A 20,272-nucleotide genomic window follows, 5' to 3' on the forward strand; every position below is an offset into this window, starting at 1 on the left:
GGGCGCGATACGCGCAGGTCGGAGGCGTGCGGGCGGCTTCGGGGCCTCGGCCGTCCGGCTCGGCGGCGTTAACATGGACCCCTGGAGCCCCGCTCGGGCGGGCCCGCCGCGAGCCACGGGACCGCGCGGGGCGCGAGCACCGATCCCGGAGCCGACCGTGCCGCCTCTCGTCCCGCCCGGTGCCCGCCCGGAGACCGCCGCGCTCGACGGCGGACGGGTGCGGGTGCTGCGCAGCCCCGCCGAATCCGGCCCGGCCGTCGTGCTGCTGCACGGCGGCGGCTGCGACAACGCCTCGATCTCCTGGTACCGGGCGTTCGAGCCGCTGGGCGCCGACTGCCGGCTGATCGCCCCCGACCTGCCCGGTTTCGGCTCCACCTCCGGTATCGCCCCGCTCGGCGGCCCGGCGCCGATGGCCGACTTCACCGCGCGGCTGATGACCGTCCTCGGCGAGGAGCGGGCCGTGGTGGCCGGCGTGTCGATGGGCGGGGACGTCGCGCTCAACCTCGCCCTCCGCCACCCCGACCGGGTCCGCGCCCTGGTCCCGATCGCCCCGGCCGGGCTCTCCGCCGGGCTCTCCCGCCCCTGGATGCAGGCCGCGCTGTGGGCGCTGTGCCGGCTCCCCGACCCGGTCCTGCTGCCCGCCGCCCGGCTGGCCGGGCGGTTCACCGGAGCCGCGCTCCGCCGCGTGCTGCACGACCCGTCGGTGCTCCCGCCGGAGGCGGCGGCGGAGTTCCGCCGGGAGAGCACCCGGCCCGGCGGCCAACTGGGCTACCTGCGGTACGGCCAGGCCATCGTGGGGCGCCGCTGGATGCGCAACGACATCCTCCCCGAGGTGCACCGCATCCGGGTGCCCACCCTGTTCTTCCACGGCGACCTGGACCCGCTGATCCCGCCGCGCGACTCCCGGCTGGCCGCCGCCCGGATGCCCGACGCCCGGGTCGTCCTGGCATCGCGGTGCGGCCACTGGGCCCAACTGGAGGCGCACGACCGCTTCCTCTCCGAGGTACGGGGGTTCCTCGCCGGCCTCCCGCGTTGATCTCGGCGCTGTCGCCGTCTCGATCGGCGGTGGTTTCCACTGCCCGTTGCAACCCCGCACACCAGAGGGCGGGAGTGGGACAGGAGGGGGACCGGCCGGTCGGTCGGGCGCGGCACCCCACGGGGCGAAGGTTCAAGCGGGCAGCGAAGGCGGGAGGGGACCGGCTGGTCGGTCGGGCGCGGCGCCCCACGGGGTGGAGCTTCAGACGGGCAGCGAAGGCGGGAAGGGGGCGTGCCGGCTGGTCGGTCGGGCGCGGCGCCCCGCAGAGCGAAGGTCAAGACGGCGGCGACGGCAGCGGTAGGAGCGTGGTCGGGCGTCTCACCCGGGCGCGGCACCCCACGGAGCGAAAGTTCAAGCAGGCGGCGAAGGCGGGAGGGGGCCGGGCGCCGCGTTCACCGGCCCGCCTGGACCCCAGGGGGCCTTATCCCTGTATGCCCGGTTCGCGGCGGGGATCGGGCGGGGGCGGGGGCGCCCTGCGCACCGCGAGAGCACCCCGATTACATCTACCAGCGAGTAGTAAGCCCCGAAGCCCCCACCGCCCCCTCGTCGATCACCCAGAGTGGCCAAGGCGGGCCCTTCCGGCAGAGCAAAAGCGACATCCCGCCCCCACTCTGCCCCTGCCCGGGTTCCGGCCCCCTGCCTCCCGACCTTCCGGGCCGCTCGAACCCCCGAACACCGGCCCGATCGGCCCCAATCGGGCCGCCAAGGGGCCGATCCGGGCCGGGATGCGCGCCCGGGAATCACTGGGGTGCTCTCGCGGTGCGCAGGGCGCCCCACCCCGCCATCACCGTGCGTATTCACCCAGGTCAGAGAGGTGCAGCGGTTTCACAGGCGGCCGGCCACGACGCCCGGGCGACGCGGGAACGGCGAACCTGCCGCTCCGGCCGCCCCTCCCTGCTCTGCCGCACCCGACCGACCAGCCGGTCCCCTGCCCGCCTTCGCCGCCTGCTTGAACCCCCGCCCCGCGAGGCGCCGCACCCGGCTGGGTGCCTGGCCCCGGCCCTGCCTTCGCCGTCGCCGCCCGTCTGAACCTCCGCTCCGTGAGGCCCGCGCCCGGGCGACCACCTGCACCCCGCCCCTACCGGCGCCGTCGCCGCTGGCTTGAACCTTCGCTCCGCGATGCGCCGCGCCCGACCGACCAGCCGGTGCCCTCCCCGCCTTCGCCGCCCGCTTGAACCCTTGCCCCGTGGGGCCCGCGCCCGGGTGGCCGCCTTCGCCTCGCCTCGCCGCTGCCGTCGCCGCCGGTTTGAGCCGTCACCCTGTGGGGCGCCGCGCCCGACCGGCCGGCCGGTCCCCACGCCGAGGGCGACGCGGAAGGGGTCTCGTGTCCGGCGGCCGGTCAGGCCTGGCCGGTGTCGAACCGGGTGATCCTGCCTCCGTCGACGGTGAAGCGCCAGCGGGTGCGCATCGTTCCCCAGGTGGAGTTGGTGTAGGCGGCGACCAGATCGCGGCCGCCGTCGCTCTCCGATTCGACGTTCATCCTGCCGTCGCTGGAGAAGATCTCCCGGTCGACCCACTGGTCCAGGTCGCGCTCGCTCCCGTCGTCGGTCATGGTCGCCCCCGGTGCGAGCAGGGCGTAGAAGGCGTCGCGGTCGCCGCTGTTGACCGCGTCGACGAACGCGCGCACCACGGGGTCGCTCGGTATCTGGCTCATGGCCGGTCCTCCTCCTGCCTGGCGGGCCGCGCCGCCGGGCTCCCTCCCGCCCGGTGGGAGCGCAGGATCGGTGCACTCCCCCGGCCCGACTGGATGATCGCAGGTCGGAGCGGTCGGACCAAGCACCCGCCCGGCCTGTCGGGACGGAGGGGTCCCCCGGGAACGACGAAGGCGGGCCCCGGTCGGATACCGGTGGCCCGCCTTGTGCGGTGTGGAGCTATGGGGATTCGAACCCCAGACCTCCTCCATGCCATGGAGGCGCGCTACCAACTGCGCCATAGCCCCTCAGGTGTGACTCCATGGTAGCGGATGCCGGCGGTGGAAAAGCCGGTTTTCCGGGCCGGGTGGAGGTGAGGAGGCGCACCGGTCCGCGGGAGTTCGCCCTCCCCCGGTGGTCGCGGCGGCGCCGACCCGGGGCCGGCCGGAGCGGCTCCGGCCGGCCCCGGGAACGACGAAGGCGGGCCCCGGTCCGATGCCGGTGGCCCGCCTTGTGCGGTGTGGAGCTATGGGGATTCGAACCCCAGACCTCCTCCATGCCATGGAGGCGCGCTACCAACTGCGCCATAGCCCCGCGTTCATCTCCGGTTCCCCGGAGGAACACTGACGATTCTATCGGACCTGCGGGACCGCTGTGACCGGCCAGCGCCCCGGGGGCGCCGGAAGCGCCGGGGCGCCCCGGAGGGCGTCCACTCCGGGAGGCGGGAACACGAATAAGGCCCCGCCGTCGGGCGGGGCCGTCATCGCTCTTCTCGAAACCGGGTGGAGCTATGGGGATTCGAACCCCAGACCTCCTCCATGCCATGGAGGCGCGCTACCAACTGCGCCATAGCCCCGTGCCGCTCCGGGCGGTCCGCCCGGCGACCCCTCGACTCTACCGGATGTCCGGGACTGCTCGGACAGGCCCGGCCTCGGGGCCGGGCCGAGCAGAGCGCCCCGGAAACGGATTAATCTTGCAGGGTGTCCGAAACGAAGCTTGAGATCCAGATGCTCCACGACCGCCTCCTCCTGCGCGAGCTCCCGGAGAAGGGCGAGCGGCGCAGCAGCGGCGGACTGGTCATCCCGGACACCGTGAAGATGGCGACCCGCCTCGTATGGGGCGAGGTCTGCGGCGCGGGCACCAGCGCCCGCCACGTCGCCTCCGGTGACCGGGTGCTGTTCAACCCCGAGGACGCGTTCGAGGTGGAGCTCCATTCGGAGCGCTACCTGGTGCTGCGCGAGCGGGACGTGCACGCCGTGGCCAACGAGGCCACCGAGCACGGCACCGGCCTCTACCTGTAGGGCCGCCGGCGGCCGCCCCTCCCCCGCCGCACGGCGGGCGGGCGGCCGCCGCGGTCCGGCGCGCCGCCGCCTTTCCGGGGCGCCCGCCCGGGGCCGGGTGCGCACGGACCGGGCGCACGCGGGCCCATATGAACAGGCCTATATGAACGGGCGCATGCGGACAGGGGCATACGAAGGAGCGCCCGGAGGCGGGTTCCCCCGCCGCCGGGCGCTCCTTCCGCTGTGGAGCTATGGGGATTCGAACCCCAGACCTCCTCCATGCCATGGAGGCGCGCTACCAACTGCGCCATAGCCCCGTATCCGGGCCGGTGGGCCGGTCTCCGCCGTCCCGCCGACTCCAGGAAGGATAGCGGAATCCCGCCGTTCCGTCGAAACGGGGGATCAGCGGTCGTCGCCGAGGATGCGGTCCTCGGGCAGGCTGGAGGCGTTGTGCTCGAGCAGCCGCCAGCCGCCGGTGTGCAGCGGGCCCAGCAGCGACCAGGAGCAGTTGCCCAGCGGGCCGAGCGCCTGGCGCATCTCCTCGGGCAGGCCGATCATCCGGTTGATGCCGGCCCGCAGCGCCGCGCCGTGGCCGACCGCGACCAGCAGGCCGCCCTCGGGGACCCGGGCCAGCGCGCGCTGGACCGCGTCGTGCACCCGTTCGCCCACGTCCAGGATGGGCTCGCCGTCGGGGATCGCCATCCGGGCGTTCTCCTCCGGCCAGCGCCGCCGGATCTCCTCCCGGGTCAGCCCCTCCCAGGAGCCGCCGTGCCGCTCGCGCAGCCCCTTGTCGACCTCCGGGGCCAGCCCGGTCTCCGCGGCCAGGTAGCCGGCGGTGTCGGCGGCGCGGCGCAGGTCCGAGCAGACGATCGCGTCCGGGCGCAGCGAGGCGAGCAGCCGGGCGGCGCGGCGCGCCTGCCCGTGCCCGGTCTCGTCCAGCGGGATGTCGGTCTGCCCCTGGAACCGCTTTTCGAGGTTCCACTGGGTCTGGCCATGGCGCCAGCAGATGACGCGGCGGGTCATGCGATCGGCTCCGGTCCGGGTGGGGAACAGGGGGCTGGGGTCGGTTCCGGGGCGCGGCCCGGGCCCGGTCCCCCGGCCCCGGCGCCCCGGCCCGGGGTCAGTTTCCGTTCTCGGCCGCGCTGCGGTCGCGGCCCCGCGCGCTCTCCGGCAGCGGGATGACGGGGCAGTCCTTCCACAGCCGCTCCAGGCCGTAGTGGCCGCGCTCCTCCTCGTGCTGGATGTGCACGACGATCTCGGCGTAGTCGAGGAGCACCCAGCGGCCGTCGCGCTCGCCCTCGCGGCGCACCGGCTTGATCCCGGCGCCGTCCCGGAGGCGGTCCTCCACCTCGTCGACGATGGAGCGGACCTGCCGGTCGCTGGGGGCCGAGCAGAGCACGAAGGCGTCGGTGATGACCAGCTGGTCGCTGACGTCGTAGGCGACGATCTCCTCGGCCAGTTTGTCCGATGCCGCTTCGGCGGCGATGTTGACGAGCTCCAGGGCCCGGTCGGTGGCGGTCACGATGAAGAAGCTGCCTCCCCAGGGCGCTGCCCCGGCTGATCGTCGAGGTAGAGCCCGGTCTTGTTGATGTAGCGGACGATGCCGTCGGGGACGAGGTACCAGATCGGCTCGCCCTTGCGCACCCGCTCCCGGCACTCGGTGGAGGAGATCGCCAGTGCGGGGATCTCCACCAGGCTGACCTTGCCGTCGGGCAGGCCGGAGTCGGTCAGCCGGTGCCCGGGGCGGTTGCAGCCCACGAAGTGCGCGAGATCGAAGAGTTCGTCCACGTTCTGCCAGCTCAGGATAGCGCCCAGCGCGTCGGCCCCGGTGATGAAGAAGAGCTTCACCTCGGGCCCGTAGGCCTTCCTGAGTTCGCGCAGGGTGTCGATGGTGTAGGTGGGGCCGTCCCGGTCGATCTCCACCCGGCTCACCCGGAACTGCGGGTTCTCCGCGGTGGCGATGACCGTCATCAGGTAGCGGTCCTCGGCCGGCGCGACCTTGCTGAGGTCCTTCTGGTAGGGCCGGCCGGTCGGTACGAACAGCACCTCGTCCAGGTGGTAGAGGTGGGCGACCTCACTGGCCGCGACCAGGTGCCCGTGGTGGATCGGGTCGAACGTGCCGCCCATGACCCCCACGCGCCTGGCCGGCGCCCGGGGCCCGCGCGGAGCGTCCGCGCCCGCCGCGTCCTTTGCCACCTGCCGCTCCTTTTCCACCGCTTCCTCCAGCTGGAGCCGAGCGTAGCCGACCCGCGGGCGCGCGGCGTCCCCGGCCGTTCCGGAGCGGCGCGCGACCGGTGCGAAATTCACGTCATATCTCGTCACCCGAAATCGTGGCGTGCCCCGGGGAGCGGCGCATAGCATGCCGATATGGCCACCAACACACCAGACCGTGCCCGCGTCCGACTCACCGAAATCTCCTCGCGCGCCTATGAGCACCCGGCCGACCGCGGCGCCCTGGTGGCGCTGCGCTCGCTGCGCGGCTTCGACGAGGTGTTCAAGCGCCTCTCCGGCCTGTTCAACGAGCGCGCCCTGAGGCTGATGTTCCTCTCCGGCTCGGTCCGGGTCAGCGAGCGCCAGTTCCCCGAGGTGTACGACTACGTCCGGGACGCCGCCTACGTGCTCGACCTGGACGAGGTCCCCGAGCTCTACATCCAGATGGACCCCCGGCCCAACGCGATGGCCATCGGCAGCCAGCGGCCGTTCATCGTGATGACCACCGGCCTGTTCGATCTGCTCGACGCCGAGGAGCAGCGGTTCGTCGTCGGCCACGAGGTGGGGCACATCCTCTCCGGCCACGCCGTCTACCGCACCATGCTGCTGGCCCTGATCCAGCTGGCCGCCCGGGTCGCCTGGATCCCGCTGGGCTACATCGGGCTGCGCGCGATCGTCGCCGCCCTGGAGGAGTGGTACCGCAAGTCGGAGCTCTCCTGCGACCGGGCCGGCGTGCTGGCCTCGCAGAACCCCGACGCCGCCAAGCGCGCCCTGATGAAGATCGCCGGCGGCTCCCGGCTGGCCGAGATGAACCCGGACGCCTTCCTGGAGCAGGCCCGCGAGTACGACCGGGGCGGCGACGCCCGGGACAGCCTGATCAAGCTGCTCAGCCTGATGGGCACCACCCACCCGTTCGCCGTGGTGCGGATGGCCGAGCTGCACCGGTGGATCGAGGACGGCTCCTACCGGCGGATCGTCAACGGCGACTACCCGCGGCGCTCCACCGACCGGGACGCCTCGGTGAGCGAGGAGGCGCGCAGCGCGGCCAACTCCTACAAGGAGTCCTGGGAGCGCTCCGCCGACCCGCTGGTGGGCATGGTGCGCGACGTGGCGGGCAGCGCGGCCAGCGCCGGCGGCAAGATCTTCGACACCGTCGCCGAGCGCTGGAAGAACGCCGGCCGCTCCGGGAGCGGCGGGCAGAACGGCTCGTGAGCCGCCGCGGCGCGCCCGCGCGGGCGCGCCGCCCCCTCCCCCGCAGGTCCCCGCAGTGCGGCCCCGCCGGAGCGCTCCGGCGGGGCCGCAGTGCCGGGGCCGCACTGCCGGGGCCGCCGGTTCGGCGCACTACGCCTTGCGCGCGACCCCGCCGGTCATGAAGCGCGCCGCCACCGAGGTGCTGTCCCGCACGATGCCGTCCGGCCGCCACAGCGGCAGCGGCACCATCCCGGGCGGGAGCAGCTCCAGGCCGTCGAAGTAGGCCAGCAGCTCCTCGACCGTGCGCACCCGGCCGGTGCCGAGCTGGCTGAGCAGCACCTGCTCCAGCTCCTGGCTCTCCGGGGCGTCGCCGAGCCGGGTGAAGTTGGTGATGAAGAAGAAGGAGCCCGGCACCACCGCCTCGCGCAGCGCGGCCACGATCCCGTTCGGGTCCTCCTCGTCCAGGATGTGGTGGAGGATCCCGCAGAGCATCACGCAGACCGGCCGGTCGAGGTCGATCGTCTTCCGCACCTCGGGGTGGTCCAGCACGGCGCGCGGGTCGCGGAGGTCCGCGGTGACCACCTGGGTGTTGGGGTTGTCCGCCAGGATGGCGTGCCCGTGCGCGGAGACCAGCGGGTCGATGTCCACGTAGACCACCCGGGAGTCCGGGTTCGCCTCCAGCGCGACCTCGTGGGTGTTGCGCACCGTCGGAAGGCCGGAGCCCAGGTCCAGGAACTGGTCCACGCCCTCCTGCTCGGCCAGGGTGCGCACCACCCGGTGCAGGATCGCCCGGTTGTGCAGGGCGATCTCCTTCAGCTCGGGCATCACCTCGAGGCTGGCCCGGGCCACCTCGCGGTCGACGGCGTAGTTGTCCTTGCCGTCGAGCATCACATCGTAGACCCGGGCGGCCGTCGGCACGCCCTGGTCGAACACCGAGGTCGGCGGGGCCGAGCTCCTGTCATCGGTCATGGGGGGCTCCTGAGGGTGCGAGAACGCCTGCGGCAGCGGCATCCTAGCGTTTCCGGCCCCTCCTCCGGGACACCCCCGGGCCCGTTCCGGGGCGGCGCCCGCGGCGCCGCGGCCCCCTCGGCGCGCCGAGGGGGCCGCGGGATCCTCCGGCCGCTGCCTAGCGCACGTGGCCGTCGCCGGTGACCACGTACTTGGTCGAGGTCATCTCGCGCAGCCCCATCGGGCCGCGGGCGTGCAGCTTCTGGGTGGAGATGCCGATCTCCGCGCCGAAGCCGAACTCGCCGCCGTCGGTGAACCGGGTCGAGGCGTTGACCATGACCGCGGCCGAGTCGACCCGGGAGACGAACCGGCGGGCCGCCGACTGCGAGTCGGTGACGATCGCCTCGGTGTGCGAGGTGGAGTACTCGCGGATGTGCGCGACCGCCTCGTCCAGCGAGTCCACCACCTTGACCGCGATGTCCATGGACAGGTACTCGGTGCCCCAGTCCGCCTCGGTCGCCGGGACCACCCGGTCGTCGTGGGCCAGCACCGCGTCGTCGCCGTGCACGGTGACGCCCAGGTCGGCCAGGGCGGAGAGGAACCGCGGCAGGAACCGGTCGGCCACCGCCCGGTGCACCAGGGCGGTCTCCGCGGCGTTGCACACCGAGCACCGCTGCGCCTTGGCGTTCAGCGCGATCGCCAGGGCCTTGTCCAGGTCGGCGTGCTCGTCGACGTAGACGTGGCAGTTGCCCTCGCCGGTCTCGATCACCGGGACGGTGGACTCGCGCACCACCGCCTGGATCAGCGACCCGCCGCCGCGCGGGATGAGCACGTCGACCAGGCCGCGGGCGCGCATCAGGGCCTGCGCGGAGTCCCGGCCTGCGCCGGGGACCAGCTGCACGGCGTCCGCCGGCACGTCGGTCTTGTCCAGCGCCCCGCGGATCACCTCGACGATCCGGGTGTTGGAGGAGTAGGCGGAGGAGGAGCCGCGGAGCAGCGCGGCGTTGCCGCTCTTCAGGCAGAGCACGGCGGCGTCCGCGGTGACGTTGGGCCGGCCCTCGTAGATGATGCCGATGACGCCCATCGGGACCCGGATCTGGGTCAACTCCAGCCCGTTGGGCAGCACCGAGCCGCGGACCACCTCGCCCACCGGGTCCGGCAGCTCGGCGACCTCGCGCACCGCGGCGGCGATCGCGGCGACCCGCTCCTCGGTCAGGGTGAGCCGGTCGACCATCGCGCCGGGCTCGCCCGCCTCCCGGGCCCGCTCCACGTCCTCGGCGTTGGCCTCGACGATGGAGGCGGCCTCGGCCACCAGGGCGTCGGCCACCGCGTGCAGCGCCGCGTCCTTGGCCTCCCGGCCGAGCGGGGCGAGTTCGGCCGCCGCCTCCTTGGCCCGCCGTGCGGCGGCGTGCACCTCGCGCTCGGTGTCACTCATGGCGTTCCGTCCGTTCTGCGCTGTCGTTTCCTGGGGGTCCTGCCGTGTTCGGGTGCGGTTCCGGCCCGGGGCGGCGCCCGTCGCGGGGCGCGCCTCCGGGCCGGGTCAGGGGCGTTCGCCGTCCAGCACGACCAGGTCGTCGCGGTGCACGATCTCCCGCTCGTACTCCGGTCCCAGCTCCCGGGCGAGCCAGCGGGTGGACCGGCCCATCAGCTCCGGGATCTCCGCGGCGTCGTAGTTGACCAGGCCGCGGGCGATGGTCCGGCCGTCCTCGTCGCACAGGTCGACCGGGTCGCCGGCGCTGAACTCGCCCTCGACCTTGACCACGCCGGCCGGGAGCAGCGAGGCGTGCTCCGCGGCGACCGCGCGGACCGCGCCGGGGTCCAGCACCACGCTGCCGCGCCCGGCGGTGGCGTGCGCCAGCCACAGCTGGCGGGCCGACGGCCTGCGCTCGGTGCTCGCGGTGAACAGGGTGCCGACCTCCTCGCCGGCCAGCGCCGGCCCGGCGTCGGCCGCCGCGGCGAGCACCGTCGGCACCCCCGCCTCGGTGGCGATCCGGGCCGACTCCAGCTTGGTGGCCATGCCCCCGGTGCCGACCCCGCGCCGCCCGGTGCCGCCGACGTCGACGCCGGTGAGCCCGCGCACCGCCGGCACCCACGGGATGCGCCGGGTGCCGGGGCGGGACGGGTCGCCGTCGTAGAGCGCGTCCACGTCGGAGAGGAGCAGCAGCGCGTCGGCGCGGAGCAGGTGGGCGACGAGGGCGGCGAGCCGGTCGTTGTCGCCGAAGCGGATCTCGTGCGTGGCGACGGTGTCGTTCTCGTTCACGATGGGCACCGCGCCCATGTCCAGCAGCCGCCGCAGGGTGCGCTGGGCGTTGCGGTACTGCACCCGGCGCATCATGTCCTCGACGGTGAGCAGCACCTGGGCGGCGGTCAGCCCGTGCCCGGCGAACGCCGCGGTGTAGTGGGCGACCAGCAGGCCCTGCCCGACGCTGGCCGCCGCCTGCTGGGTGGCCAGGTCCTTGGGGCGGGACGGCAGCCCCAGCGGGGACATGCCCGCGGCGACCGCCCCGGAGGAGACCAGGACCAGCTCGGTCCCGGCCGAACGGCGCCGCGCCAGCACGTCGGTGAGTACCGCGATGCGCTCCCGGTCGATGTGCCCGTCAGGGGTGGTCAGCGAGGAGGAGCCCACCTTGACCACGACCCTGCGCGCGGTCCCCAGCCGGGCCCGCTCGGCCTCCGCACCGCCCTGCCCGCTCGTCCCCGCATGTGTCGTACCTGTTCCGTGCACGGTGCACGACTTCCCATCTGCCTCGGTTCCCGGACGGCTGAGCCTCCGAACGCCGCCGCCCCGGGACAGGGGGCGGCGGGTACCCCGCGCGACGTCAGGCCAGCCGGTCGTCGGTGCCGCGCGGGCCGGTCGGCGGGAGCGAGGCATCGAGGTCGGGGGCCCAGTCGAAGACCACGGAGTCCTCCTCGGTGCCGATGTAGACCTCGGCGCCCTCGGTGGCGCCGGCCTTGCGCAGCGCGTCCTCGATACCGAGGCGGTCCAGGCGCTCGCTCAGGTAGCCGACGGCCTCCTCGTTGGAGAAGTCGGTCTGGCGGACCCAGCGGGCGGGCTTGGCGCCGCTCACCCGGAAGGCGTTCTCGCCGACCTTGACCACCTCAAAGGAGGCGTCGCCGATCTCGCGCGGGCGCAGCACCACCCGGGTCGGCTCCGGTGCGGGCCGGGCGGCCCGGGCCCGGGCGACCTCCTCGCCCATCGCGTAGGACAGGGCGCGCAGCCCCTCGCGGCTGGCGGCGGAGATCTCGAAGACCTTCAGGCCGCGCTCCTCCAGCATCGGGCGGACCATCTCGGCCAGCTCGCGCGCCTCGGGCACGTCGATCTTGTTCAGCACGACCATGCGCGGGCGGTCGGAGAGGTCGACGTCGGTGAGCTCGCCGTAGGCGGCCAGCTCGGCCTCGAGGGCGTCCAGGTCGCTGACCGGGTCGCGGTCCTTCTCGTAGGTGGCGCAGTCGAGCACGTGCAGCAGCATGGAGCAGCGCTCGATGTGCCGCAGGAAGGACAGGCCGAGGCCCTTGCCCGAGCTGGCGCCGGGGATCAGGCCGGGCACGTCGGCGACCACGTACTGCACGGTGCCCGCCTCGACCACGCCGAGGTTGGGCACCAGCGTGGTGAACGGGTAGTCGGCGATCTTGGGCCGGGCCGCGGAGAGCGCCGCGATCAGCGAGGACTTGCCGGCGCTGGGGAAGCCGAGCAGGCCGACGTCGGCGATGGTCTTGATCTCCAGCCGGACGTCGGCGGAGGCCCCCTCCTCGCCCTTGAGCGCGAAGCCGGGCGCCTTCCGCTTGGGCGAGGCCAGCGCCGCGTTGCCCAGGCCGCCCGCGCCGCCCTCGACCAGGACCAGCCGGGTCCCGGCGCCGACCAGGTCGGCGACGGGCTCGCCGTCCAGGGTGGTGACGACGGTCCCGTCCGGGACCGGCAGCACCAGGGTCTCGCCGTTGGCCCCGGCCCGGTTGCCGCCCTTGCCGGGCGCGCCGTTGCCCGCCTTGCGGTGCGGCCGGCGCTGGTACTCCAGCAGGGTGGCGCTGCCCGGGTCGACCTCCAGGACGATGTCGCCGCCCCGGCCGCCGTTGGCCCCGTCCGGGCCGCCCAGCGGCTTGAACTTCTCACGGTGGATGGAGGCACAACCGTGCCCGCCGTCACCGGCCTTGACGTGCAAGACCGCTTCGTCGACGAAATCGGGCATGTGCTCTTCTCCCCGTGTCCTCAGCGGCCCGGTGGGGCGGACGCCCCTCCGGAGCACGCAGGGCGGGCCAGTCGGCCTGGCCCGCCCTGCGGTGAAGCGTGATCGTTCGGGCCCGCTACTCGGCGGGGACCGGGACGATGTTCACGGCCTTGCGGCCGCGCCGGTTGCCGAACTCGACCTTGCCCGCGACCAGCGCGAACAGGGTGTCGTCGCCACCGCGGCCGACGTTGTCGCCCGGGTGGAAGCGGGTGCCGCGCTGGCGGATGAGGATCTCACCGGCCTTGACGGACTGGCCGCCGAAGCGCTTGACCCCGAGCCGCTTGGCGTTGGAGTCGCGCCCGTTACGGCTGGACGATGCGCCCTTCTTGTGTGCCATCTCGAGCCCCTCCTCTACTTCGCAGCGATACCGGTGACGCGCACGCGGGTGTACTTCTGGCGGTGACCCAGGCGCTTCTTGTAACCGGTCTTGTTCTTGTACTTCAGCATGTCGATCTTGGGGCCCTTGGCCTCGCCGATGACCTCGGCGGTGACCTGGTACCCGTTCAGCTCGGTGGCCTCGCTGATGACCTTGCCGTCGTCGACGACAAGCAGCGGCTCCCACGTCACCGTCGAACCGGCCTCGTCGGAGACCCTGTCGATGTTCAAGACGTCATCGACAGACACCTTCTCCTGTCGGCCGCCCGCTCGCACGATCGCGTACACCGGGGAACTCTCTTCCTGCTCGTGGACCATCCCCGCCGAAGCGGGGGTGAAATGCGCTGCTTTTGACCGCAGCTCGTTACCCATCAGGGCCCGTAGCGGGGCATGGGAATCAAGTCGGGTCTCGGGCGCGCGAACGATTGGGGCGCGCCGACGCACCGACCCATAGATTACCATCCGCCGCTCGGCGGCGGACACGCCGCGGCCCGGCCGGACCAGGGGCCTCCCCGGTCCGGCCGGGTCCGTCAACCGGCCTCGACGGGGGCCGAGTCGGGGGCGGTGCCCGCCGACTTGGCCGTCCGCCGGGTGCGCCGGCGGCGGGGCCGCTCGGCGCCCTCGTCCTGCTCCCCGCCGGCCGGCTCGGCGGCCGCGGAGGACTCCGCGCCGTCCGCCGCCGGGGCGGGGGCCGCCTCCGCGGCGCCCGACGGCGCCGCGGCAGCCTCCTCCGCGCGCGGCTCCGCGGACCCCTCGGCGGCCTGCTCGCCGCCGGTGTCCGCGGTCGCGCCGGCCGCCTTGCGGGTCCGGCTGCGCGCGGTGGTCTTCTTCACCGTCCGGGTGCGCTTCGGGGCGGCCTCGGCCGCCGGCTCCGCGGCGCTCTCCCCGGACGCGTCCTCCTGCTCCGCGGCGGGGGCCGGCTCGGCCTGCCCGGCCTCGGGCGCCTCGGCGGCGGGCTCCTTGGCCGCGGACTCCTTGGCCTTGCGGGTCCGCTTCCGGGGCGCGGCGGCCTTGGCCGGCTGCTCCACCGGGGCCTCGGCGGGCTCGGCCGCCGCCTCCGCGGGCTTCTCCTCGGCCGCGGCGGCCTCCTCGGCGGGCTCGGCCCCGGCGGCGGCCTTGCCGGCCTTCTTGGCCCGGCCGCCCTTCCTCGCGGCGGCCTTGCCCTTGCCCTCCTTGGCGCCGTCCTCGGCCTTGGCGGCCTCCCGGGGCTCCTCGGCCGCGGGCGCCTCCTCGGCGGGCTCGGCCTTGGCGGCGGCCTTGTCGGCCTTCTCCTCCTTGGACTCCTTGGCCTTGTCGTCCTTGGCCTTGGCGTCCTCGGCGGAGCCGCCCTTGCCCTTCTTCTTCCGGCCGGAGCCGGACTGGTTGCCGGAGCCCTTGCCCTCCACCGGCTCGGAGGAGAGGATCAGGCCGCGCCCGTTGCACTGCTCGCAGCTGTGCGAGAACGCCTCCAGCAGCCCCTGGCCGACCCGCTTGCGGGTCATCTGCACCAGGCCCAGCGAGGTGACCTCGGCCACCTGGTGCTTGGTGCGGTCCCGGGAGAGGCACTCCAGCAGCCGGCGCAGCACCAGGTCGCGGTTGCTCTCCAGCACCATGTCGATGAAGTCGATCACGATGATGCCGCCGATGTCGCGCAGCCGCAGCTGGCGGACGATCTCCTCGGCCGCCTCGAGGTTGTTCTTGGTGACCGTCTCCTCGAGGTTGCCGCCCTGGCCGGTGAACTTGCCGGTGTTCACGTCGACCACGGTCATCGCCTCGGTGCGGTCGATGATCAGCGAGCCGCCGCTGGGCAGCCAGACCTTGCGCTCCAGGCCCTTGGAGATCTGCTCGTCGATCCGGTACGCCTCGAAGATGTCCCGGTCGCCGTCCCACCTGGTCAGGCGCTCGGAGAGCTGCGGGGCCACGTAGTCCACGTAGTCGTGCACCGTGTCCCAGGCCTCGTCGCCGGAGACGACCAGGCTGGTGAAGTCCTCGTTGAACACGTCCCGGACGACCTTGACGGTCAGGTCCGGCTCGCTGTTGAGCAGCGCGGGCGCGGTCGCCGACTTCGACTTGCGCTTGATCGACTCCCACTGCGCGGCCAGGCGCGAGATGTCGCGCTCCAGCTCCTCCTCACTGGCGCCCTCCGCCGCGGTGCGCACGATCACCCCGGCGTTGGCCGGCATGACCTTCTTCAGGATCTGCTTGAGCCGGGCCCGCTCCTTGTCCGGGAGCTTGCGGCTGATGCCGGTCATCGAGCCGTCCGGCACGTAGACCAGGTACCGGCCGGGGAGGCTGATCTGGCTGGTGAGCCGGGCGCCCTTGTGCCCGATCGGGTCCTTGGTCACCTGGACCAGCACCGACTGGCCGGACTTGAGCACCGACTCGATCCGCTTGGGCTGGCCCTCCAGCCCGGAGGCGTCCCAGTTCACCTCGCCGGCGTAGAGCACCGCGTTGCGGCCCTTGCCGATGTCCACGAAGGCGGCCTCCATGGACGGGAGCACGTTCTGCACCCGGCCCAGGTAGACGTTGCCGACGTAGGAGCGGTGGGTGGAGCGGTCGACGTAGTGCTCGACGAGGACGTCGTCCTCCAGCACGCCGATCTGGGTGCGGTCGCCGATCCGCCGGATCACCAGGTCCCGCTTGACCGACTCGCGGCGGGCCAGGAACTCCGACTCGGTGATGATCGGGGTGCGCCGGCGGCCCTGCTCGCGGCCCTCGCGGCGGCGCTGCTTCTTCGCCTCCAGCCGGGTGGAGCCGCGGACCGACTGGACCTCGTCCTCGATCGGCTTCTCGGCGCGCGGCTCGCGCACCTTCACCACGGTGTTGGGCGGGTCGTCCTTGCCGGGGGCCTCGTCCCCGGCGGAGTCGGAGCCGGAGCGGCGGCGCCGGCGGCGCCGGCGGCGGCTCCCGGAGCCCGAGCCCTCGGCGGACTCCGCCTGCTCGGCGCCGTCCCCGGAGCCCTCGGCGGCCTGCTCGCGGCCCTCCTCGGCGGCGGCCTCCCGGCCGTCCTCGGCGGCCTGCTCCTCGGCCTCCTCCTCGCCGGTGCGGGACCGGCCGCGCCCGCGCCCGCCGCGGCGGCGCCGGCGGCGGCCGGGGCGGTCCTCGTCGCCCTCCGCGGCCTCGGCCTCGGCGGCCTCGGCGGCCTCGGTCTCTTCGGCCTCCTCCTCGGGGGCCTCCTCGGCGGTCCGCTCCACGGTCCCGTTGGCCTCGGCCGGCGGTGCGACCGGGGGCTGGAACAGCACCATGGGCGCCTGGAAGGAGAGGGCGGAGGGGTCGGCGGCCTCCTCCGGCTCTTCGGCCGGGGGCGCCTGGAAGGCGGTGCCGGCGGCGGGCGCCTCGGCCTTGCGGGAGCCGCGGGCGCGGGTGCGCGGGCGCCGCTCCTCCTCGGCGGGCTCCGCTCCGGCGGGCTTCTCCTCGGCGGCCGGCTCGACCGCGGGCTCCGCGGCCTCCTGGGCCTTCTTCCGGCTCGTCCGGGTGCGGGTCCGGGCGGCCCGGGCCTTCGCCGGGGCCTTCTCCCCGGCCGGCGCGGCCGCCTCTTCGGCTGCGGCCTCGGCCGCCTCGGCGGGCTCCGCCGCGGGGGCGGAGGCGCGCCGCGCGGCGGCGCCCTTGCGCGGCGTGTTCACCGCGACCGCGGTCTCCGGCTCCACCTTCCCCGCCGGAGCGGTCAGCGGAGCGGAGGAGGCCGGCGCCGCCGGCTCGGGCTCGGGCGGCGGCCCGGCCGCGCGCACCGCTCCCTTGGCGCGCTTCACCGGGGCGCTCACCTTGACCTCGAAGTCCTGCTGGGGCTGGGCGACCGTCACGGTCGTCCGCCCCTGCTTCGGGTCCTGCGCGGTCTCCGTCGTTTCAGTTGTACCCGCGGTGCCGTCGGCACCGCCGTTGGGCTCGTTCTCGAGCATCCGGGCGGTCTCCCGTCAGAGCCCTCGGGCGCGGCCTCGGCTCGCCGAGCCTCTGCCGCCGCTCGCGAGGACTGTCGTCGCTGTTTCGGCGCCGGTGGTGTTCGCACACCCCCGGGCAAAGTCGTCATCGTTCGCCCGCGTCCCCCGTCGAGGGCGGCGCGTGCGCGCCCTCCGCGGGCGGGGACGGCCGCGGAGTCCACTCCGCGCGTCCGGGCGGGTCGGCCTTTCGATCCGCTCCGAGCGGATCGGCGACCACGCCGGACTCCTCGTCCAGCGGCCCCTGCGCCAGCCGGGTCATCACCGGTGATGACGGCGGCGCCAGGCCGGCCGCTTGACGAAGGCCGGTCACTACATCGTCCGGTCGTACGGCTGGTGTGGTATGCCGTATGACCATTCGAAGTATGGCATATGTCGCTTCTCGTCCCGTTCCGGTGCGCCCCGCCGACTCGAGTCGGACGACGGCACCGCGGGCGTCGAAGCGCCGGCGGCCCTTCTTGGTGAGCCGCTCGACCTCCACACCGTCGGCCGCCAGGAACACGGCCGCGGCCCGCTCGGCGTCTTCGGGGGCGACGCCGGGCAGTTCCACTCTCCACTCCGATGCTTCCAGGCGGTCCGCCAGGCCGCCGGTGCCCGCCGGTACGGCCTCCGCGACGTCCAGCCCTTCGGGCAGCGCCGCGTCGAGGCCGACCTGTACCTGCTCGACGCCGGCCGGTTCGGCCAGCACCATCTCGAAGTACTCCGCCTCGCTCGCGACTCCGGTGGGAGCCGCGCCCGCGTAGGAGATCTTCGGGTGCGGGGAGAACCCGGCCGAGTAGGCAACGGGCACCCCCGCCCTCCGCACGGCCCGCTCCAGCACCCGCGCGATGTCGCGGTGGCTGGCGAACCGCATCCGGCCGCTCTTGCGGTAGCGGACGCGGATCCGGTGGCCGGTCCGTTCGTCGGAGGGCGGAGCCTCGCCCTGAGGTACCGGGGGCAGCGGTACTCCTTTCCTGTCCAACTCCCCGAGCGGGCGGCCGATTCCTGCACGACACACCCACCTGGGGAATTCACGTCCCATTCAGCCTACGGCCCGCGGCGGGGGGCGCGCGCCACCGACCCGGCCGTGTCGGCCGATCACCCGACGTAAGGGAGATCTCGCCCGTCGGCCGGTTCCATGCGTCTCGCACGTAGATGCTCTTCCCCCGGCGCGCCCCGTTGAAAAGCCCGGCGGCGGCGTTCCATCCCGACCGGTACGGACACCGCCCCGGCCGCCTCCCCGGACTCCCCCCGCCAGACCCCCTCCGACCTGCTGTTTCGAGCGGTCCAAAATTTTCTTCGAGTTTTTTCGCCGATCGTGCAAACCATTCGGCGACCACGTCCGTCCTACTGCACGTATGGCCCGGCGCGAGCGGGGCGCCGGGCCATACCCCTTCCGCCCGGCCCGATCGGGCCCGCTCCGCCGCCCTCCGGCCGCGTCGAGCACCCGGGCGAACCCCGTTCTCCTCCGGCGCCCCGCGCGCCCGGTCAGCGCACCGACAGCGGCAGCAGCTTCGAGCGGTCCTGCGGCCCCACCCCGATCTGGATCTCGGCGCCGGTGCTCGGGCAGACGCCGCAGTCGTAGCAGGGGTTCCACCGGCAGTCGTCGACCTCGACCGACTCCTCGCCGTGCCGGGCGTCCTGCCAGTCCTGCCAGAGCCAGTCCCGGTCCAGGCCCGCGTCCAGGTGGTCCCAGGGCAGCACCTCGTCCTCGGCGCGCTCGCGCACCGTGAACCAGTCCAGGTCGACCGGCCCGCCGGCGAACGCCTCCGCGGCGCAGCGGTGCCAGCGCTCCCGGTCGAAGTGCTCGCTCCACCCGTCGAACCGGCCGCCGTCCCGCCAGACCCGCTCGACCACCGCGCCGACCCGGCGATCGCCCCGGGAGAGCAGCCCCTCGATGACCGACGGCGCGCCCTCGTGGTAGCGCAGCCCGATCGCCCGGCCGTAGCGCTTGTCCGCGCGGAGCTCGTCCCGCAGCCGGCGCAGCCGGGCGTCGACCACCTCGGCCGGGGCCTGCCCGACCCACTGGAACGGGGTGTGCGGCTTGGGCACGAACCCGCCGATGGAGACGGTGCACCGGATGTCGCTCCGGCCGGTGGCCTCCCGGCCGGTCCGCACCACCTCCCTGGCCAGGTCGGCGATGGCCAGCACGTCCTCGTCCTCCTCGGTGGGCAGGCCGCACATGAAGTACAGCTTGACCTGCCGCCAGCCGGCCGCGTAGGCGGCGGTGACGGTGCGGATCAGGTCCTGCTCGGTGACCATCTTGTTGATCACCCGGCGCATCCGCTCGCTGCCGCCCTCCGGGGCGAAGGTCAGCCCGGAGCGGCGGCCGGAGCGGGCCAGCTCGCCGGCGAGCTCGATGTTGAACGCGTCCACCCGGGTGGAGGGGAGCGACAGCCCGGTGCCGGTGCCCTCGTACCGGTCGGCCAGGGTCTTGGTGATCGAGCCGATCTCGCTGTGGTCGGCGCTGGACAGCGAGAGCAGGCCGACCTCCTGGAACCCGGAGGCCCGCACCCCCTGCTCCACCATGTCCCGCACCACCGCGCCGCTGCGCTCGCGCACCGGCCGGGTGATCATGCCCGCCTGGCAGAACCGGCAGCCGCGGGTGCAGCCCCGGAAGATCTCCACGCTGTAGCGCTCGTGCACCGACTCCGCGATCGGCACGATCGGCCGCTTCGGGTAGGGCCACCGGTCCAGGTCCATCACGGTGTGCTTGTGCACCCGCCACGGCACGCCCGGCCGGTTCGGGCGGTAGCCGCCGATCCGCCCGTCGGGCAGGTAGTCCACGTCGTAGAAGCGCGGCACGTACACCCCGCCGCCGGCGGCCAGCCGCTCCAGCAGGCCGTCCCGGCCGCCGGGCCGCCCCTCCCGCTTCCACTCCCGCACCACCTCGGTGACGGCCAGCGCGATCTCCTCCCCGTCGCCGAGCACCGCGGCGTCCAGGAAGTCGGCGACCGGCTCCGGGTTGAACGCGGCGTGCCCGCCGGCCAGCACCACGGGGTGGTCCTCGCCCCGGTCGGCCGCGTGCAGCGGGATGCCGGCCAGGTCCAGGGCGGTGAGCAGGTTGGTGTAGCCCATCTCGCTGGCGAAGCTCACCCCGAGCAGGTCGAACCCGCCGACCGGTCGGTGCGCGTCCACGGTGAACTGCGGGACGCCGTGCTCGCGCATCAGCGCCTCCAGGTCGGTGCCGACCGCGTAGGTCCGCTCGGCCAGCACCCCGTCCCGCTCGTTCAGGATCTCGTAGAGGATCTGGATCCCCTGGTTGGGCACGCCCACCTCGTAGGCGTCGGGGTACATCAGCGCCCAGCGCACCTCGGCGGCGTCCCAGTCCGCCGCGACCGAGTTCAGCTCACCGCCCACGTACTGGACCGGTTTGCGCACCCGCGGCAGCAGCTCCTCCAGCCACGGAAAGACACTCTCACCTGCATCGGCGACCATCGGGCCCGTCCCTCCGGATCGGATGGCGGGCCGCGCCGGCACTCCCGGC

Annotated in this window: 16 protein-coding genes and 4 tRNA genes; 3 read left to right on the forward strand and 17 right to left on the reverse strand. The window is 74.1% G+C overall.

From position 1 onward, the window contains the following. The first annotated feature begins 157 nt into the window (after nucleotides 1-157). Nucleotides 158-1,036, forward strand: a complete 879-nt coding sequence (locus D459_RS0117855; protein WP_020380240.1) for an alpha/beta fold hydrolase — start codon at nucleotides 158-160, stop codon at nucleotides 1,034-1,036. A gap of 1,339 nt (nucleotides 1,037-2,375) precedes the next feature. Here D459_RS0117855 and D459_RS0117860 read toward each other — a convergent pair. From D459_RS0117860 to D459_RS0117875, 4 genes are all read right to left on the reverse strand, one after another. After that, on the reverse strand, nucleotides 2,376-2,690 hold the full coding sequence (locus D459_RS0117860) for a nuclear transport factor 2 family protein (protein ID WP_017594376.1): 315 nt from the start codon (nucleotides 2,688-2,690) through the stop codon (nucleotides 2,376-2,378). Nucleotides 2,691-2,902: 212 nt separating this feature from the next. Further along, nucleotides 2,903-2,975 (reverse strand) — tRNA-Ala (locus D459_RS0117865). A 213-nt stretch (nucleotides 2,976-3,188) separates the two neighbouring features. Beyond that, nucleotides 3,189-3,261, reverse strand: a tRNA-Ala gene (locus tag D459_RS0117870). 189 nt (nucleotides 3,262-3,450) lie between these two features. Further along, nucleotides 3,451-3,523 (reverse strand) — tRNA-Ala (locus tag D459_RS0117875). A gap of 151 nt (nucleotides 3,524-3,674) precedes the next feature. On the opposite strand from D459_RS0117875, the gene D459_RS0117880 reads away from it, so the two are divergent. Continuing rightward, a complete protein-coding gene (locus D459_RS0117880) occupies nucleotides 3,675-3,968 on the forward strand; it encodes a GroES family chaperonin (protein ID WP_017594377.1) in 294 nt (97 codons plus the stop codon). Nucleotides 3,969-4,191: 223 nt separating this feature from the next. Here D459_RS0117880 and D459_RS0117885 read toward each other — a convergent pair. The 4 genes from D459_RS0117885 to nadD form a co-directional block, all read right to left on the reverse strand. Then, a tRNA-Ala gene (locus D459_RS0117885) sits at nucleotides 4,192-4,264 on the reverse strand. Nucleotides 4,265-4,349: 85 nt separating this feature from the next. Continuing rightward, entirely contained in the window at nucleotides 4,350-4,970 is a 621-nt protein-coding gene (locus tag D459_RS0117890; protein ID WP_017594378.1) for a histidine phosphatase family protein, read from the reverse strand. A gap of 97 nt (nucleotides 4,971-5,067) precedes the next feature. Continuing rightward, the gene (rsfS, locus tag D459_RS0117895; protein WP_017594379.1) at nucleotides 5,068-5,469 is read right to left on the reverse strand and encodes a ribosome silencing factor; all 402 of its coding nucleotides are present in this window, start codon (nucleotides 5,467-5,469) and stop codon (nucleotides 5,068-5,070) included. Then, nucleotides 5,466-6,143: a nicotinate-nucleotide adenylyltransferase gene (gene nadD, locus D459_RS0117900; RefSeq protein WP_026120501.1), complete on the reverse strand. Its 678-nt coding sequence runs from the start codon at nucleotides 6,141-6,143 to the stop codon at nucleotides 5,466-5,468. The genes rsfS and nadD overlap by 4 nt, the downstream gene beginning before the upstream one ends. A 171-nt stretch (nucleotides 6,144-6,314) precedes the next feature. On the opposite strand from nadD, the gene D459_RS0117905 reads away from it, so the two are divergent. Beyond that, a complete protein-coding gene (locus D459_RS0117905) occupies nucleotides 6,315-7,370 on the forward strand; it encodes a M48 family metallopeptidase (protein ID WP_017594381.1) in 1,056 nt (351 codons plus the stop codon). A gap of 129 nt (nucleotides 7,371-7,499) precedes the next feature. On the opposite strand, the gene D459_RS0117910 is transcribed toward D459_RS0117905, so the two are convergent. The 9 genes from D459_RS0117910 to D459_RS0117950 all read right to left on the reverse strand — a co-directional run bounded on the left by D459_RS0117910 (nucleotide 7,500) and on the right by D459_RS0117950 (nucleotide 20,223). Further along, complete coding sequence (locus tag D459_RS0117910; RefSeq protein WP_020380241.1) at nucleotides 7,500-8,318, reverse strand: SAM-dependent methyltransferase; 819 nt, start codon at nucleotides 8,316-8,318, stop codon at nucleotides 7,500-7,502. A gap of 157 nt (nucleotides 8,319-8,475) precedes the next feature. Further along, nucleotides 8,476-9,732 (reverse strand): glutamate-5-semialdehyde dehydrogenase, encoded by a 1,257-nt coding sequence (locus D459_RS0117915; protein WP_017594383.1) that lies wholly within the window; start codon nucleotides 9,730-9,732, stop codon nucleotides 8,476-8,478. A gap of 105 nt (nucleotides 9,733-9,837) precedes the next feature. Next, nucleotides 9,838-10,953, reverse strand: coding sequence for a glutamate 5-kinase (proB, locus tag D459_RS0117920; protein ID WP_193790262.1), 1,116 nt, complete (start codon nucleotides 10,951-10,953; stop codon nucleotides 9,838-9,840). Between the two features lie 163 nt (nucleotides 10,954-11,116). Next, nucleotides 11,117-12,481 carry a GTPase ObgE gene (gene obgE / locus D459_RS0117925; protein WP_017594385.1) on the reverse strand — a complete coding sequence of 455 codons (1,365 nt, stop codon included), beginning with the start codon at nucleotides 12,479-12,481 and terminating at the stop codon, nucleotides 11,117-11,119. Between the two features lie 115 nt (nucleotides 12,482-12,596). Beyond that, on the reverse strand, nucleotides 12,597-12,857 hold the full coding sequence (gene rpmA, locus D459_RS0117930) for a 50S ribosomal protein L27 (protein WP_017594386.1): 261 nt from the start codon (nucleotides 12,855-12,857) through the stop codon (nucleotides 12,597-12,599). A 14-nt stretch (nucleotides 12,858-12,871) separates the two neighbouring features. Then, nucleotides 12,872-13,183 carry a 50S ribosomal protein L21 gene (gene rplU / locus D459_RS0117935; RefSeq protein ID WP_026120502.1) on the reverse strand — a complete coding sequence of 104 codons (312 nt, stop codon included), beginning with the start codon at nucleotides 13,181-13,183 and terminating at the stop codon, nucleotides 12,872-12,874. Nucleotides 13,184-13,425: 242 nt separating this feature from the next. Next, nucleotides 13,426-16,770: an Rne/Rng family ribonuclease gene (locus tag D459_RS0117940; protein ID WP_026120503.1), complete on the reverse strand. Its 3,345-nt coding sequence runs from the start codon at nucleotides 16,768-16,770 to the stop codon at nucleotides 13,426-13,428. A 124-nt stretch (nucleotides 16,771-16,894) separates the two neighbouring features. After that, a complete protein-coding gene (locus D459_RS0117945) occupies nucleotides 16,895-17,827 on the reverse strand; it encodes a TIGR03936 family radical SAM-associated protein (RefSeq protein ID WP_081620607.1) in 933 nt (310 codons plus the stop codon). Nucleotides 17,828-18,273: 446 nt separating this feature from the next. Next, nucleotides 18,274-20,223 (reverse strand): TIGR03960 family B12-binding radical SAM protein, encoded by a 1,950-nt coding sequence (locus D459_RS0117950; protein ID WP_017594390.1) that lies wholly within the window; start codon nucleotides 20,221-20,223, stop codon nucleotides 18,274-18,276. Nucleotides 20,224-20,272: the final 49 nt, after the last annotated feature.

This window comes from Nocardiopsis potens DSM 45234 (assembly GCF_000341105.1).
Classification (GTDB): domain Bacteria; phylum Actinomycetota; class Actinomycetes; order Streptosporangiales; family Streptosporangiaceae; genus Nocardiopsis_A; species Nocardiopsis_A potens.